This window comes from Brachybacterium paraconglomeratum, from assembly GCF_003994255.1.
GTDB classification, from domain to species: domain Bacteria; phylum Actinomycetota; class Actinomycetes; order Actinomycetales; family Dermabacteraceae; genus Brachybacterium; species Brachybacterium conglomeratum.
Map to the genome: position 1 here is coordinate 147,301 of NZ_ML133851.1, position 15,166 is coordinate 162,466.

Consider the following 15,166-nt stretch of genomic DNA (forward strand, 5'->3'; position numbering starts at 1 on the left):
GCATGACGAGCGAGATCGTGGCGGTCTCGACGTCGTCGGCGTCCTCGTGCATGAGGGCCTCGTGGAGGTTCGGGTCGAACTCCTCGCCCACCGCGCCGAAGCGCTTCAGGCCGTGGGAGCCGAGGATCTCCTCGAGCTTCTGCGCGATCGAGTGGAAGGGCGTGCCCTCGGCGATGTCGCCGTGCTGGCGGCCCAGCTCCACGTCGTCGAGCACCGGGATCAGGGCGGCCAGGACGCGGCCCACGGCCGCCTCCTTGCTCACCTCGGCGGACGCCTCGATCCGGCGGCGCGAGTTGACGTACTCGGCCTGCTCGCGCTTGAGCTGCTCGGTGAGCGCGGTGACCTGGCCCTCGAGCTCGGCGACCCGTCCGGCGTCGGCCGGGGCGGAGGCCCCGCCCTGGCCGGCGGCGGCCTGCTCGAAGAGCGTCGCCGCCTCGGCGTCGATCGGGTCGACCGGCTCCTGCGAGCCCTGCCCCTCGGAGGCGGGGGCGTCCCCGGAGGGACGGACCGAGCCGTCCTCCGGGTTCACCTTCCGCTTGTCGGTGAAGGAGAACCGCGGCTCGCCCTCAGGGCGCTGAGCGTCATCGGGGTGGCTCTGGTTCTCGGTCATCACTTCTTCTCCTCGTCCTCGTCCACGATCTCGGCGTCGACCACGTCGTCGTCATCGGACGACGGCGCCTCGGTGCCCTCGGGAGCGCCCTCGGCGCCCTCCTGGGCCTGGGAGTAGATCGCGGTGCCGACGGCCTGGAGCGCCTCGTTCAGCGCGTCGCGCTTGGCCTCGAGGTCCTCGGTGGAGGCGTCCTCCTTGGCCAGCTCGTCCTTCGCCTCCTTGATGGCGTCCTCGGCCTTCGTCCTGTCGCCGTCGGAGATCTTCTCCTCGTTGTCCTTCAGCAGCTTCTCGCCCTGGTAGACGAGCTGCTCGAGGGTGTTGCGGGCGTCGGCGTTCTTGCGGCGCTCCTCGTCCTCGGCGGCGTGGGCCTCGGCGTCCTTCACCATGCGGTCGATGTCCTCGTCGGACAGGGCGGAGCCGCCGGTGATCTGGATGGACTGCTCGTTGCCGGTGCCGCGGTCCTTCGCGGTCACGTGCACGATGCCGTTGGAGTCGATGTCGAAGGTGACCTCGATCTGCGGGATGCCGCGCGGGGCCGGCGCGATGCCGGTCAGCTCGAAGGTGCCGAGCATCTTGTTGTCCCGGGTGAACTGACGCTCGCCCTGGAAGACCTGGATCGCGACGGAGGGCTGGTTGTCCTCGGCGGTCGAGAAGACCTCGGAGGTCTTGGTCGGGATGGCCGCATTGCGCTCGATGAGCTTGGTCATCACGCCGCCCTTGGTCTCGATGCCGAGGGAGAGCGGGGTGACGTCCATGAGCAGGACGTCCTTGCGCTCGCCCTTGATGACCGCGGCCTGGAGAGCGGCGCCGACGGCGACGACCTCGTCCGGGTTCACGGACTTGTTGGGCTCCTTGCCGCCGGTGAGCTCCTTGACGACCTCGGTCACCGCGGGCATGCGGGTCGAGCCGCCCACGAGGACCACGTGGTCGATGTCGGAGACCTTGATGCCGGCGTCCTTGATCACCTGGTGGAAGGGGGCCTTGGTGCGCTCGAGCAGATCGGAGGTCATGTCCTCGAACTGCGCGCGGGTCAGCTTCTCGTCCAGGTGCAGCGGGCCGTTCTCGGTCATCGAGAGGTACTGCAGGGAGAGGGTGGTGGAGGTGGAGGAGCTGAGCTCCTTCTTCGCCTGCTCGGCGGCCTCCTTCAGGCGCTGCAGGGCGATGCGGTCCTTGCCCAGGTCCACGCCCTCCTTGTTCTTCACCTGCGAGATCAGCCAGTCGACGATCTTCTGGTCCCAGTCGTCGCCGCCGAGGCGGTTGTCGCCGGCGGTGGCCTGGACCTGGATGGTCGAGCCCTCCTCGTCCTTGCTCACCTCGAGCAGGGAGACGTCGAAGGTGCCGCCGCCGAGGTCGAAGACGAGGATCTGCTCGTCGTCGTTGCCCTTCTCGAGGCCGTAGGCGAGGGCCGCGGCGGTGGGCTCGTTGATGATGCGCAGGACGTTCAGGCCCGCGATCGTGCCGGCGTCCTTGGTGGCCTGACGCTCGGAGTCCGAGAAGTAGGCCGGGACGGTGATCACCGCGTCGGTCACGGACTCGCCCAGGTAGGACTCGGCGTCCTTCTTGAGCTTGCCGAGGGTGCGGGCGGAGATCTCCTGCGGGGTGTACTTCTTGTCGTCGATCTCCTGGGTCCAGTCGGTGCCCATGTGGCGCTTGACGGAGGAGATGGTGCGATCGACGTTGGTGACGGCCTGGCGCTTGGCGACCTCGCCGACGAGGACCTCGCCCTGCTTCGAGAAGGCGACGACCGACGGGGTGGTGCGGGAGCCCTCGGCGTTCGCGATGACGGTGGGCTGGCCGCCCTCGAGGACGGCGACGGCGGAGTTGGTGGTGCCGAGATCGATTCCGACGACACGGGACATGGGTGCCTGCCTTTCTGCGACGGATGCGCCGCGCGGGATCTTCGCTGCCGACCAGCGGTCGACGGCAAGACTTGAGCTGTACGGACTCAAGTAGAGAACCCACGATCGACGATGTCAATCTGAGAAGGTCCGTTCTTGAGTGCATCCGACTCAACTCTGATCCGATCAGGTTCATTCCCGGCATGGCGGGCCGTGATGGAGGCCACATCTGTAGGTTCTCGACAAGTTGGCAGTAATCTCATCGATCTGTCAGTGGCGTGTCAGTGGTCTCATCGATGTGTCAGTAGACGACGATGGGGACGTGGGCGCGAGCGGGACTACCCTGCGGTACTGCACTGTCGTCGGCGACGAGGTCGCGACGACGTGGGAGCAAGCGCGAGCCGATCTGATCATCGAAGGACTCCCCGTACGCGTGCCGCCCACCTATCGGGGTCAACGCAGCTACCCGGGCCTGTTCTGGGCCGCGACCAATGATCGGACCCTGGTATACGAGAGCCTGCTCGAGCTGGATCGACTATGGCTGGCGGACTTCGACCCCGGCACCGTGGGGATCTGTACGCAACCGTTTCAGATCGCGGGGCGCGACAGTACTGGTCTCCGTGCGCACGTGCCTGACCTGCTGCTCGTCCACTCGGATCACTCGGCCACGGTGGTCGACATCAAGCCCGCTGCGTTCCTCGAGAAGCCACGGGTTCGTGCTCAGTTCGAGTGGACGCGGACGCTGTGCCACAGCAAGGGCTGGTCCTACGAGGTCTTCACCGGCGGCGACCCCATCGTGCTCCGCAATCTGAAGCTCCTCGCGGTCGGCCGCCGTCCCGACCGGCTGCCCAACGGGGACCTCGTCGAGGCGCGGGCAAGGTTGGGCGAAGAGGGGATCACGCTGGGCAAGGTACTTGCCCGCAAGCCGTTGACCTGCGGTGAATCGGCATGGCGGGTCGCCGTATTCGCGCTCGTGTGGTCCGGCGAGGTCTCGCTCGACCTCCGCCGCCCCTTGAGCAGCAAAACGGTCCTCCAGGCGACATCGGAGGTGAAGGTGTGAGCGCCGAAAGCCTGGATATATCGGTAGGGGCGCGGCTCTGGTACGAGGGCGCCGCCTGGACCGTGGTCGAGCTCGATGGATCGAGCGCTCTGCTTCGCGCCGGAGACCAGTTCAAGAAGGTCCATGCACCCTCGCTTGTCGGCACCGCCGAATCGCTGGATCTTCCCACCGTTCAGGACGCTCGGGCCGAATTGGACGCCGTCGTGCTCGCTTCCCTGAACACCAAGCAGCGCGAGGAGGTCTACCGGGAGGCGAAGGTGTTCGACGAGCTGGTCCTCGCGACCGCCGAGTCTCCCGTCAACGACAGGTACGAAGCCGCAGCTGACGCGCTCGGGATCTCGGTGCGCACGGCCTACCGTCGCGGCCAGCGTTACGCAGAACAGGGAATCGTCGGACTCGTTGACACCCGACTCCTGCAACCGCACCGGTCGACGGTGGACCCGGAGTGGGACTCGGCATGCCGGGAGGCACTCGACAGCTATCGGGACCAGTCCAATCCCTCGATGAAGTCCGTGCTGAACAAGACGAACGCGCTCTACCTCAGCCGGCGCCCGCAGGGCACCGTTCCCTCCCGAGCAGTGGCCTATCGCCGACTGCGAGAGTTAGACAAGGGCCGGTACACCTTCGGGGCGGCGAAGCAGCGGCGCTCGGTGGCCGAGCGCCCTGACGGTGTGCTGGGTCGACTGCGAGCGGACCGGCCGGGCCAGTACGTGGTCCTCGACACCACTCCACTGGACGTGTTCGCCATGGAGCCGGTCACGGGCCGGTGGATCAATACCGAGCTGACGGTGGCGATGGACCTGTACTCGAGGTGCATTCTCGGCCTCATCCTCCGTCCGATCTCGACCACGGCGCAGGATGTCGCGGCGGTCATGTTCCAGGTGGTCACCCCGCAGAGCTGGGGCCCACCGAGCGACGAAGACGTCCCGGGGCCGTACGTCGGGGTGCCGGAGACGCTGCTGGCACAAGAGACAGGTGCGTTGCCGGACACGATCGTGGTCGATCACGGCAAGGTTTATCTCTCCCAGCGCACCCGGGCGGTGTGCCAACGGTTGGGGATCAATATCCAGCCCGCGATCCCTCACAAGCCGACAGACAAGCCCACGATCGAGCGGTTCTTCCGCACCTTGCGTCAGCAGCTGCTCGAGCACCTGGCCGCGTACAAAGGCCCGGACATCTACTCCCGCGGCAAGAACATCGAGGACCAGGCGTTCTACTACGTGCCCGAGCTGGAGACGATCATCCGCGAGTGGGTGGGCATCTACCACCACACCCCACACCAGGGACTGTGCGATCCGCTGCTGCCGAAGGTGGAGCTGTCGCCGGCGGAAATGTTCGCCCGCGGCATGGCCACCGCCGGAGTGCTACGACTCCCCGCGAGCGATGACCTACGGATGGAGTTCCTCGACGTCGCCTGGCGGTCGATACAGCACTACGGCGTCGAGATCGACGGGCGCCGCTACGACGGGCCCGGACTCAACCTTCACCGCGGCACCCGGTCACCGTACGGAGGTGCGCATGCGGGCAAGTGGTCGATCATGATCGACCGCGACGACGTGCGCACCGTCTACTTCCAGGACCCCGACACCCGGACCTGGCACGACCTGGAGTGGGAGCACGCGCCCGGCCTCGACGCACCACTCAGCGCCGAAGCCGCCGCCTTCACCCGAAAGCTCAGCCAGCAGACCAACCGACACGTCGATGCCGGAGCCGCGCTCGATGACCTGCTGGAGCGATACAGCAAGGGGGAAGTCACCAGCCGCCGCGAAAAGAACCTCGCCCGCCGCCTTGCCACCCAACCAGCCAAGGACAACGCCGCGCCGGCTGCCGGTGACGTACCGGCGGTGATCGACCTGTCCGCCCATCTCGAGCGTCGCCGAGCCCAGGCCCAGGTCGCGGACGATCTGGATGTGTTCGAGCGGTATTACGCCGAACATCCCGACCAGGGCGCCTTCGAGGTGTTCGACGAATGACCCCGGCTCAGAACCGGTGGGCGGAGTGGCTGCGGGAGAACGAGCCAGCCCGGTACAACCTAGCCACGAAACAGGGCTGGGACGCCTTCGTCCACGCTGCGCCGCGCGCGCCGCTGGAGCGGTTGTCCCGGGCTGAGCTGGACCGGCTCGGCATCGAGGAGCGGGAGGACTACGACGACGCCCGCGCCGTATGGAACGCCAACCCCACCACAGTGCACACCGCTCAGCTTGCCCGCGCCTACGGCGTGATGAACCAGGTGATGGCCTCCAATCAGCGAGACAGCGACCGACTGCGCGGAGCGGTCGTAATCGATGCCGCCCCAGCGCTGGGCAAGACCACCATCGCCACCCGCTACGCCCGCGACCTCCACCGCAAGATCCTGCGACGCCACGGCCCACGCACCCCAGAGGGTCATCAGCGGCTGCCGGTGGTCTATCTGCCACTCAGCGCAGGCACCACCTTGAAGGGGCTCAATCAGAAGCTGCTGCGTTTCTACGGGCACCCGGCCGCGAACCGATCCACCCGCACCGAGCTCGGGTCTCTGGCGGTCGACTGCGTCCAGGCCTGCCGCACCCAGCTGATCATCATCGATGACCTGCACTTCATCGACTTCAAACACCGCAACGGCCACGAGGTCTCCAACCACCTCAAGGGCCTGGCGAACGAGATGCCTGTGACCTTCATGTACGTCGGGGTGCGGCTGCGGGAGAAGAAGTCCTTCGACGAGGGCCTGTTGGGCGAGGACGCCGTCTATGCCCAGACCTCCCGGCGTGCGACCCGCTGCGACATCGCTCCCTTCACCCACGCCACCACGGCCGGGGCCCGGGCCTGGAGCGCGCTGCTGGCCGCGCTGGAAGCGCACGTGATCCTCGCCGACGCTCACCCCGGGATGTTGACCGACCACGCGAAGCTGCTGGCCGGGCGCACCCAGGGCTGCATCGGCTCGCTGACGAACCTGCTGGACCGGGTCTGCTACCTGGCCATCGCCACCGGCACCGAGACCATCACCCGCGAGCTCATCGCCCAGGTCACGATCGACAATGCAGCCGAACTCAGCGCCAGCACCGCCTGACCCACGGCCGCGCCCGCGGGTGATCCCCGGCGGCTACGATCTCGACACTCCGCCCATCCACATCACCCCGCTCCCGGGAGAATCTGCGGTCTCGTGGCTGCGCCGTGCCGCTGTGCGCTACCAGATCAGCCCCCGCAACGTCCTGCGCGCCGGCGGTGCCACCCGACAGATCTCCTCCACCCGAGCCGCCACCACCCGCATCACCTCGCCACGGAATACCTACACCGCCCGTCTGGGTCTGACGGCCGAAGAACGCCAGCAGTTGCGAGATCGCACCGACCTCGGGCAGGCTCTGGACTCCTACGCTCGCGTGTACCAGCACTCCGACGCCCGGAGCGCAGGAACATCCAGCCGCTTCTGTCCGGCCTGCCTCGCCGTCGAAACATCCATCTGGGACAAGGACTGGACGAATCCGCTGTTGGCAGTCTGCCCCGACCATGACCTGCTACTGCTCGACCGCTGCCCAGCCTGCCAGGCCGTGCCCTACGCCAGCCCCGCCTGGCTCAGCGAGCCGCTCGAGCTATGGCGCTGCACCGCCCGCACTACCGCGCCTCCAGGGACCGGGCGTCGCGTGCGGCTCTGGTGCGGCCACGACCTGCGTACCGCACCGGCCGCGAGCGCCACCGATGAGCTGGCTCGAGCACAACGACTGCTATTCGACCTCGCTCACGACCCCGACGACCCGATCAAGCTCTGCGGGATCACGGTCACTCGCCGGATCGGGTTCGATGCCATGGTCGAACTCCTGGCCGCAGCCCTCCACGACCGCGGCGCCCGCTTCCTCGACCTGTCCGAACCCACCTCCGAGATTGCCTTGGGACTGGCCGACACCCTCCTCGTCTTCGAGAGCGCCGATCCCGGCGAAGCCGGGGACCGTCTCCAGGAACTGGTGCTGCCCACCGGCCGCCAGGCCCCTATCACACTGAACGCGGCGACGAGCTCGGCGAAGAATCCGCTGCTCGGGGCGTTGCAACTTGGCCACCATCGCAAGCACCTGAGCGCGACCAGCCACCTCGTCTATCGCACCGGCGCCACCCACCCCCGCTACCCGTTGCCACTGAACGCACCCCGCACCGCCGAGCATCACCTGGTGCTGCCCGAACACGCTACGACCGGACGCCCTCTGACCCTCGCGCGCATCCCTCAGGTGATCTGGCCCGGCACGCTACCCGGCCTCGACGAGTCTGATCCGATCGCCCGCGCCGAGATCTCTCTGCTACTTGCCCACCTCGGCACGACCCGCCCCTGGTCCCACCTCACCCTCGACCTCTGCCTCCCCCGCACCTTCCACACGGCTCTCGCCCGGAGAATCCGCACCCGACGTGCCCACGGCACCTGGACCACCCTGCTGGCCCGCCTCGACGAACTGCACGAGCGTCTCCAGGCGCACCCGCCGTGGCCGAACTACCGACACCGCCGCATCCTCGCCGACGACCTGCTTCTCCTCGACCGAGCCCTCGCAATGGCCGACTCCGACCAGCGAAGACCTGAGCTCGCGATCCAGCGGCGCTTCTGGGAGCTCTTCACCGGCGGCGACGCCATCTTCGCCCCACACCCCCTCACCATCCCCGCCGACCAGCATGCCCACTGGAGACAGCAACGCCACGAACTCGACGACAAGCAGATGGAGCTCTTCGAAACGGCGTTTCAGATTCTCGACCGCTCCAGTCCTCTGCTCCTCGGTAGACCCCTGAGCTGGCAGCCACCTTGAAGCGGAGCCTTCACCTACCACCCCACCCCACCGGACGGTGCGATCATCACCTTCGACCCGCTCCCCTACCTCCTCGCCAACAGCGCGCTGACCCTCCTCGACCAGCAACCCCGTGACGGCACCCGCGCTGCCGCGGCGCAGACCGCTCTCACCCGCCGTACTGGCCAGCCAGGCGCTCTCGAAGCGAGAACGGCTGACCACTGGGCCGGCCCCACCGCCACCCTCTACACCGACCTCAACAGCATGACCCCGATCCCCGACCGCTCAACTCTGCCCTCCCTGCCCTTCCAGAATCGCTACGGCACCTGCTTCCCAGCAGGGCGCCACGACGCGCTCGGTGACCCGACGTCAGTCTTGACCTGAGCGGGCATCGGTCCCGTCATGCGCGTCTTGATCGTGGCGGCGGTAACTTGCCTGGCGGAGAAGGATGTACCCGCCGCCGATGAGGAACCCCGCTCCCGCGACGATCAACACGAGGAACCCCCTCTGGGCCCCGTACGTGACCGAGAGGTTCGACGCGAGGGGCGCACTCACGCCTACTCCGACGCTTGTGCCGCTGGCCAGCACTGTCATCATCGTGACCTGGAATCGATTGGAGACGACCCTTCGCGCCCGCCCATACGCTTCTGCGAGCACGGGCGAGAGCCACAACCCGACAAAGGCGCACAGGACTCCGGTTGCCACGATGCCCATCGACGGCCAACCGATGGCAAGCGCACCGAGTGCGACGAGAGCCGCGCCGGCGGCGACGATGATCCACGTGCCTCGGAGCCGGTCAGGCGTCTGAGCCCACACGACGCCACCCGCGATGCTGCCGATTCCCACCAGGCCGTAGATCACTCCGACCATGGCAGGGACTCCGAGGACGGCAAACAGCGAGTTCACGGTGGCCTGCGTAGCACCGAAGACAAGCCCCACAGAGATCGCGATCAGGATCGCGGCCAAGGCGAGCAGAACGGGCCGCTGACCGGCGTGAGCGGGGAATACGGGCTCGAGGCCCTCTCCTCCGATTCCCCGCCGACTACCTCCAATGGTGACGACGCGCAGCGGAACCAGCCGGACGAACCCAAGGTGCACGACGAGCCCGACTCCCGCCAAGCCGACGAGCGCTGCGCGCGGCTCGATGGCGACGAGTAGCGACGACGCAATCACGGGTGCAATGACGAAGCCTGCCTCGTCAGAAGCGGCTTCCCACGCCATCGCCGATCTGGAGCCCGGCCCGTCCAGCTCGCCGGTCTCGACTCTCCGGATCCAGGCGGCCCGAGCAAGGGAGCCAATCGACGGATTGCACAGCCCGACGACGAATGCGAGTGGCAAGAGCAACGGCGAGTCGTTGAGGTTGCCGAACTGCGCGGCCAGCCCGAGCAGTGCAGCGGACTGGACGGCCGCGATCGCACCCACCACTGGACGCGCGCCGAGGCGGTCGACGAGCAGGCCCACAGCCGCCCCACTGGCTGCCGTACCTAATGCAGAAAGGCCCACCGCCGAGCCCGCCTGTACCAAGCTGCCGCCGCCCACGGGAATCGCGACCAGGAGCAGCATCGGGGCCATCGCGGTCGGCAACCGGCCGAGCAGGCCGAAGATCATGAGCGGCGCGCCGCCAGCTCGAAGTAGATGCAGCAGACCTTGCGTGTCGGAAGCGGGCATCACGGCTCCATCCATGGTGAGGAGGCGCACTCCCGACCTCGCCGTGCGCTGTGATGCCCTCTGGAACCGAGCCTACAGCCCCGGGTAGGTTCCGGCTCCCACTCGCTTCTTCCGTGGGGAAGCGGTGTTCGACCGTGACGTGCTCAGCCACGCTGTGACCACGAATCACGTGGCGGCCAGCAAGCGGCAAAGCGCACCGGCCTCTCGTCAATTCGTCATTAGCTCGTCGTCGTGAGATATCAGGAGACGTCGTGTGCCCGGGGTCAGGAACAACACACCACACGCGAGCAGCGGGAGCCCGGTCATCAGGAGGAAGGCCCACCGGACGTTGAGGATGCTGGCGAGCAAGCCGACCAGAACGGGCGTCAGGACATACGCGGGGAGCTCGCCCATCTCGAGCATGGTGCGTGCCTCGCCATTGGTGGTGCCTGGCTGAGCCGAGGCCAAAGTGTTGACCAGGGGGCCGAAGAATGCGGTGCCGGCGCCGAGCACGAGAAGCGCGATCACACCGGGGACCAGAAGCCCGGAACCGACGCCCAGGAGCAGCGCGAAAGTCGTGACAACGACCGAGGCCAGAGTGATTGCTCGCCAGCCGACGCGGGCGACGATCGTGCCGATGAACAGCAGACAGGCGCTCTTCGTCGCCATCACCAGTACGTAGCCGAGTGATCCCAGCGCTGGGTCCCCGCCCGCGGTCCTGGAGAGGTAGATCCCTGCCCATTGAGCAGCGGCGCTGTCGATGAAGCTCGCCAGCAGTGACAGCCCGCCCAGCAGGAGGAGTGGCCCGGTGAACCGGCTCCGGAGTCGTCGGCAGAGCGGCTCGCTTTCTGTGGTCGGAGCTTCTTCTTCGGGGAGGGCTCGGAGCGAGATCAGTAGCGCTATCGCCAGCATGCTGTTTGTGATCGCGAACTGGTGCGACGCGGGGATGTCCTGGCGGATTGCTGCCCAGGACAGGGCACCGCCGATGAGCATTCCGATGCTGTATAGCGCGTCGAAGCGGCCGAAGATGATCCGCCCCAGCTCTCGCTGATGCACGAGGATCAGGGCTCCCGATGTCGTCCCGAGGATCTTCGAGGCGATCATCCAGAGCGTCAACGAGGCGACGAGTGCCGGCAACGTCGGCGACAGGGCGACCAATGGCCCCATGGCCAGGACGACGCTCGCGGTCACTATCGTCATCTTCCGGGTGCTGGTCCGACCGATCAGGACCACGATGATCGCGAGCCCGACGATTTCGCCGCAGGTCGCAATGGTGCTGGCCAGACCCCAACTGGCGTCGGTGGCGTCGAGCGCTTCTTTGATCTGCGGGATACGGCCCACCCAGCTTCCGAGTGGGAAGCTCAACGTGAGGTAGACGAGCCCCAGGGAGAAGCCGCGGAGCGGGCGGACATCGCGTGAGAACGAGCCTGCGGGCACGGTGAGCCTCCTGGTGAACCATGAGGCCGCCCCATGCAGGCGCTCTTGCGTGCGATACCGTCACGCTACTCAGGCAACGGGGTGGGCTGTCAAGCAGCCTCCGCGACCCGACATGCTCGCCCTGGAGCTGCTCATGGGCGTCGTCTCCATAGCGCGCTCGGTCCGGGCATCCCTGGGGGCGTCTCAAAGGGTGACGGTCTCAAGCGATCAACGCATCACTACGGAAGTGAGCGCACGGTGGTGTCTACTTGGACCATGATGATGCGCGAGTCCCCGTTCTCAGCCATCCCTTCGGAGCAATGGGTCACCGGCGATGCTCTCTGCTTCGCGGTGCGCGATGCTAACCTCGAGATTTCATCGAGGTGTGGTTTCGACTGGTGGACGGCATAGAGAAAGGTGCTCCTGAACTGGGATGATACGGGTTGTTCAGACTCGTAGCCATCCACTGGAAGGAGCACCTTTCAGGTGTCCCACCCTACCTTGTTCTTCCACCCCTGCCCGCGCGTGGACATCGCCCCGGTTCCAGCGGTCTCGCATGCGGGCGCGGTGCTGCTGACCGACGCGATCCACGCCACCGGCCTCGCCTCTTCGCTGCGTGAGGTGCTGGATCCTTGGACGAAACCGCTGGCAGAGCATCACGCTGCGAAGATCCTGTTGGACCTGCCGATGACTCTCGCAGTCGGCGGAGAGGTCACCCGTGACACCGACCTACTGCGGTGCGAACCGGGCCTGTTCGGCGATGTCGCCTCGACCCCGACGATCTCCCGCATGATCACTACGCTGGCCGAGAAGGGACTGCGGGCACGTTTCGTACGTAGGGCCTCTCACCCATCGAAGGGCGAGCGTCCTACGAAGGTGTCGCCGCCACTTGCTCATGCTTCTCACCGTCAATAACACCGGCGACACGGCGTTCAACGCTCGTCGACATCACTGCAGACCTTCCCAGTAAGCGAAGCCGAGCTGAACGATGACGATCGTGTAGATCACGCAGCCGACGAAGATGACGACCGAGGCAATGAGCGCGCCGATGCCGAGCTTCGGCGTCCCGGTGCCGCGACTGAGGCGGATCCCGTTCCAGGCGCAGACGGCGGCAGCGATGGCGAGGACCGCCATGAAGTGCGGGAGCACGATCGCTCCGACCACGGCCAGCACGTTCATGATCAGCGAGGCGATGATCCAGCCGCGACCCGAGCGCCGCGGCCGGTGGGGCTGGTCGGCGTCGACCGGGGCGGCCGACGCGGCAGTGGCCGGGCTCGAACTGTTCTTGTCGCTCCAGAAGTCGGGCGTCTCGCGCCCGGTCTCGGCGTGTGCGGGGTCGGTCATGGTTCTCTCCTTCGTTCCGAGGGTTCGGTTGTGGGTGTGGGTCAGGTGCGGGCGTCGGCGCGCTCGAGCACGACGGTGTTCGCGGCTGCCAGGAGCGTGCTCAGCAGCAGACAGGCGGCGATGATCGCGGCGATCACGCCGGTGGTGATGTCTCCGGTGTCGGCGAAGGTCGCCGTGCCCATCTGGGTCGCTCTCGACAGCGCCGCGTACGGGCTGATGAAGATCGCGGCATCAAGACCGACGACGAGCAGGAAGGCCGAGAACCCGGCCCCGAGGAAGGCGACGGCGACCGGTGGGGCGAAAGAGCGCATCTGCATCGACAGCCAGGACTGCAGCACGGCGACGGGAACGCTGGCGAGGATGATGAGCAGGGAGATCGCGAGGTACTCCGGCGGCAGGAAGCCGGGCAGTCCGAAGCCGATCTTTCCCAGCGCCACGGTGGTGACCACGGCGATGACCTGCATGATCGCGGCCAGGACGGAGATCACGGCAGCCTTGGCGATGACGATCGGCAGCGACGGCGTGGGTCCCGCCATCAGCGCATTCCAGTTGCTGCCGCGGTGCTCGGCTCGCCAGACCAGCGAGGCGAGGATCGCGATGCCCACAGAGAGTGGGAAGAGGCCGTAGAAGACGATCGAGCGCATCCACAGCGTGTGCCAGCCGTCTTCGAGGCCGCGGCCGTCGATGAGGGTCATGATCGACCCGGTGGCCACCAGCACGATGGGCAGCAGGACGACGACGGCCCAGCTCAGTGAGCGCTTGAGCTTCGAGAATTCTGCAGCGAGGGCGTTCATCTCAGGCCTCCTGACGGTCGAACGAGCGGGTGAACAGGGCGAAGATCGCGGCCGCGACGACAGCGAGGCCGAGGACGCTGAGATAGGACGGCGCGAAGCCGGCCAGCTGACCGTCGACGTAGCCGGCGGCAGCCGAGAGCGCGTAGTAGCCCCACGGGGTCAGGTGCGCGATCCACGTCGGCACGGCCGTCGAGATGAGCGCGACGACGGCACCGAGCAGTCCGAGGCCGATGCCGACGAGCTGGTTCTCGACCCGGGCTGCGAGCACGACGTGCAGCGCCAGCAGCGCGAGACTCACGACAAGCAGACACGCGGTCAGGCCGAGCCAGCGTCCAGCCGGCCACGGGGCATCGATACCGACGGCGAGACCGACCGCGGCGAACGCGGCGCTGACGAGCACGGTGGCCCCGGCCACGAGGAGCCCGAGGGCCAGCAGCTTCGCCCGGCACAGACCGCCAGGCGTCACTCCCGACGTCGCCGACATCAGCCATCCGCCGCCCTGGTGCTCAGCGTCGACGAGACGGCTCGCGACGACCGCCAGCAGCAGGGGTGCGGCGAGGGTGAATCCCGACCCCATCCCCATGAGCAGCGTGTTCCATGACGATGCGCTGGTGCGGTCGAAGTCGGGGTTGAATACGGCGGCGTAGAGACCGATGCCGGTGACGACGGCGAAGAGGACGGTGACGAGGAGAACGACGTGCAGGTGCCGCATCTTGGCGAACTCGTTGACGACGATGGCGCTCACAGTCCGCCTCCTGCCGTCAGGCCCATGAAGACGGACTCGAGCGTCTGCTCATCGCGCCGGACGCCGTGGACGCCGATGCCCTCGGCCACCAGACCCGTGACGATGCCGGCTGTCGCCTCATCGCTGTCGACGCCGGCCAGTCGGACGGTCGCATCCTCCAGGCGTGCGCCGTGAGCACGGGCGAGCATGGACTGCGCGCGGCGCGGATCCGAGCAGTCGATGAGCAGGTCGGGGGTGGCAGCGCTGAAGAGCTCGGCTCGGGTGCCTTGGAAGATCATCCGGCCCTGGCTGAGGATGCCGAGGACCGTGGCGGTCTTGTCGACCTCGCCGAGCAGGTGGGAGGAGACCATGACGGTCACTCCCCCATCGGCGAGGCGGCGCAGCAGCTCCCGGATCTCCTCGATGCCGGCGGGGTCGAGGCCATTGGTCGGCTCGTCGAGGATGAGCAGCTTCGGCTGCCGGGCCAGAGCCATGGCGATGCCCAGGCGCTGCTTCATGCCCAGCGAGTACTCGCGCACTCGCTTGCCCATCTGGTCCTGCATCCGCACGGTCTTGACCGCGAAGTCGACCTGGGCGTCGTCGAGGCCGAGCAGGCGCTGGACGATGCGCATGTTCTCCGCACCGGTCAGGTGCGCATACCCGGGTGGGGACTCGATGAGCGAGCCGATGCTGCCCAGCAGCTGCCGCCGGGTGCTCCGGTTCATCGGCTGGCCCAGCACCTCGACCTCGCCGCCGGTGGGGCGGATGAGCGAGAGCAGCATCTTCATGGTCGTCGACTTGCCCGAGCCGTTGGGCCCGAGGAAGCCGTAGACGCTGCCTTCGGGGATGCGCAGGTCGAGACCGTCGACGACGGTTCTGCCGCCGTAGACCTTGGTGAGGTTCGAAGATTCGACGATGAAGGACATGCCTCCACCCTCGCGAGGATTGACGGCGGTGTCGTCTGCCGAGGCGACTATCTTCGGCTAGTCGATTCGCA

At 67.3% G+C, this 15,166-nt stretch carries 11 protein-coding genes and 2 pseudogenes; 5 read left to right on the forward strand and 8 right to left on the reverse strand.

Translation table 11 applies throughout. From position 1 onward, the window contains the following. Nucleotides 1-19 precede the first annotated feature (19 nt). A pseudogene (locus DS079_RS00675) lies at nucleotides 20-610 on the reverse strand (nucleotide exchange factor GrpE); the annotation flags it as partial. Beyond that, on the reverse strand, nucleotides 610-2,469 hold the full coding sequence (gene dnaK / locus DS079_RS00680; protein WP_126984405.1) for a molecular chaperone DnaK: 1,860 nt from the start codon (nucleotides 2,467-2,469) through the stop codon (nucleotides 610-612). The pseudogene DS079_RS00675 and the gene dnaK, both read right to left, overlap by 1 nt. 301 nt (nucleotides 2,470-2,770) lie before the next feature. On the opposite strand from dnaK, the gene DS079_RS00685 reads away from it, so the two are divergent. The 4 genes from DS079_RS00685 to DS079_RS00700 are packed head-to-tail and all read left to right on the forward strand — an operon-like array spanning nucleotide 2,771 to nucleotide 8,265. Next, nucleotides 2,771-3,508: a TnsA-like heteromeric transposase endonuclease subunit gene (locus DS079_RS00685; RefSeq protein WP_164736051.1), complete on the forward strand. Its 738-nt coding sequence runs from the start codon at nucleotides 2,771-2,773 to the stop codon at nucleotides 3,506-3,508. Further along, nucleotides 3,505-5,481, forward strand: a complete 1,977-nt coding sequence (locus tag DS079_RS00690) for a DDE-type integrase/transposase/recombinase (RefSeq protein WP_126984407.1) — start codon at nucleotides 3,505-3,507, stop codon at nucleotides 5,479-5,481. The genes DS079_RS00685 and DS079_RS00690 overlap by 4 nt, the downstream gene beginning before the upstream one ends. Continuing rightward, complete coding sequence (locus tag DS079_RS00695) at nucleotides 5,478-6,554, forward strand: TniB family NTP-binding protein (RefSeq protein WP_126984408.1); 1,077 nt, start codon at nucleotides 5,478-5,480, stop codon at nucleotides 6,552-6,554. The genes DS079_RS00690 and DS079_RS00695 overlap by 4 nt, the downstream gene beginning before the upstream one ends. Further along, on the forward strand, nucleotides 6,523-8,265 hold the full coding sequence (locus DS079_RS00700) for a TniQ family protein (protein ID WP_126984409.1): 1,743 nt from the start codon (nucleotides 6,523-6,525) through the stop codon (nucleotides 8,263-8,265). Before DS079_RS00695 ends, DS079_RS00700 begins: the two co-directional genes overlap by 32 nt. 348 nt (nucleotides 8,266-8,613) lie before the next feature. Here DS079_RS00700 and DS079_RS00705 read toward each other — a convergent pair whose 3' ends face one another. Together DS079_RS00705 and DS079_RS00710 are read right to left on the reverse strand one after the other, a co-directional pair. Continuing rightward, nucleotides 8,614-9,912 carry an MFS transporter gene (locus DS079_RS00705; RefSeq protein ID WP_164736053.1) on the reverse strand — a complete coding sequence of 433 codons (1,299 nt, stop codon included), beginning with the start codon at nucleotides 9,910-9,912 and terminating at the stop codon, nucleotides 8,614-8,616. A 207-nt stretch (nucleotides 9,913-10,119) separates the two neighbouring features. Continuing rightward, complete coding sequence (locus DS079_RS00710; RefSeq protein ID WP_126984411.1) at nucleotides 10,120-11,328, reverse strand: MFS transporter; 1,209 nt, start codon at nucleotides 11,326-11,328, stop codon at nucleotides 10,120-10,122. A 465-nt stretch (nucleotides 11,329-11,793) separates the two neighbouring features. Here DS079_RS00710 and DS079_RS00715 point away from each other — a divergent pair. Continuing rightward, nucleotides 11,794-12,118 (forward strand): annotated as a pseudogene (locus DS079_RS00715) (transposase); the annotation flags it as partial. 137 nt (nucleotides 12,119-12,255) lie between these two features. Here DS079_RS00715 and DS079_RS00720 read toward each other — a convergent pair. Genes DS079_RS00720 through DS079_RS00735 form a run of 4 tightly spaced genes read right to left on the reverse strand, consistent with a single transcriptional unit; the run spans nucleotide 12,256 to nucleotide 15,095 of the window. Next, on the reverse strand, nucleotides 12,256-12,651 hold the full coding sequence (locus tag DS079_RS00720; protein WP_126984412.1) for a hypothetical protein: 396 nt from the start codon (nucleotides 12,649-12,651) through the stop codon (nucleotides 12,256-12,258). Between the two features lie 41 nt (nucleotides 12,652-12,692). Beyond that, nucleotides 12,693-13,445, reverse strand: a complete 753-nt coding sequence (locus tag DS079_RS00725; protein WP_126984413.1) for an ABC transporter permease — start codon at nucleotides 13,443-13,445, stop codon at nucleotides 12,693-12,695. A gap of 1 nt (nucleotide 13,446) precedes the next feature. Continuing rightward, nucleotides 13,447-14,190, reverse strand: a complete 744-nt coding sequence (locus tag DS079_RS00730; RefSeq protein ID WP_241237504.1) for an ABC transporter permease — start codon at nucleotides 14,188-14,190, stop codon at nucleotides 13,447-13,449. Then, the gene (locus tag DS079_RS00735; RefSeq protein ID WP_126984414.1) at nucleotides 14,187-15,095 is read right to left on the reverse strand and encodes an ABC transporter ATP-binding protein; all 909 of its coding nucleotides are present in this window, start codon (nucleotides 15,093-15,095) and stop codon (nucleotides 14,187-14,189) included. The genes DS079_RS00730 and DS079_RS00735 overlap by 4 nt, the downstream gene beginning before the upstream one ends. Between the last annotated feature and the right edge of the window lie 71 nt (nucleotides 15,096-15,166).

What these genes read in the sequence shown, in the direction of transcription:
- dnaK (WP_126984405.1), bottom strand. Translation starts at nt 2,469, where the DNA reads ATGTCCCGTGTCGTCGGAATCGATCTCGGCACCACCAACTCCGCCGTC.
- DS079_RS00695 (WP_126984408.1), top strand. Translation starts at nt 5,478, where the DNA reads ATGACCCCGGCTCAGAACCGGTGGGCGGAGTGGCTGCGGGAGAACGAG.
- DS079_RS00700 (WP_126984409.1), top strand. Translation starts at nt 6,523, where the DNA reads ATGCAGCCGAACTCAGCGCCAGCACCGCCTGACCCACGGCCGCGCCCG.
- DS079_RS00705 (WP_164736053.1), bottom strand. Translation starts at nt 9,912, where the DNA reads ATGCCCGCTTCCGACACGCAAGGTCTGCTGCATCTACTTCGAGCTGGC.
- DS079_RS00720 (WP_126984412.1), bottom strand. Translation starts at nt 12,651, where the DNA reads ATGACCGACCCCGCACACGCCGAGACCGGGCGCGAGACGCCCGACTTC.
- DS079_RS00725 (WP_126984413.1), bottom strand. Translation starts at nt 13,445, where the DNA reads ATGAACGCCCTCGCTGCAGAATTCTCGAAGCTCAAGCGCTCACTGAGC.
- DS079_RS00735 (WP_126984414.1), bottom strand. Translation starts at nt 15,095, where the DNA reads ATGTCCTTCATCGTCGAATCTTCGAACCTCACCAAGGTCTACGGCGGC.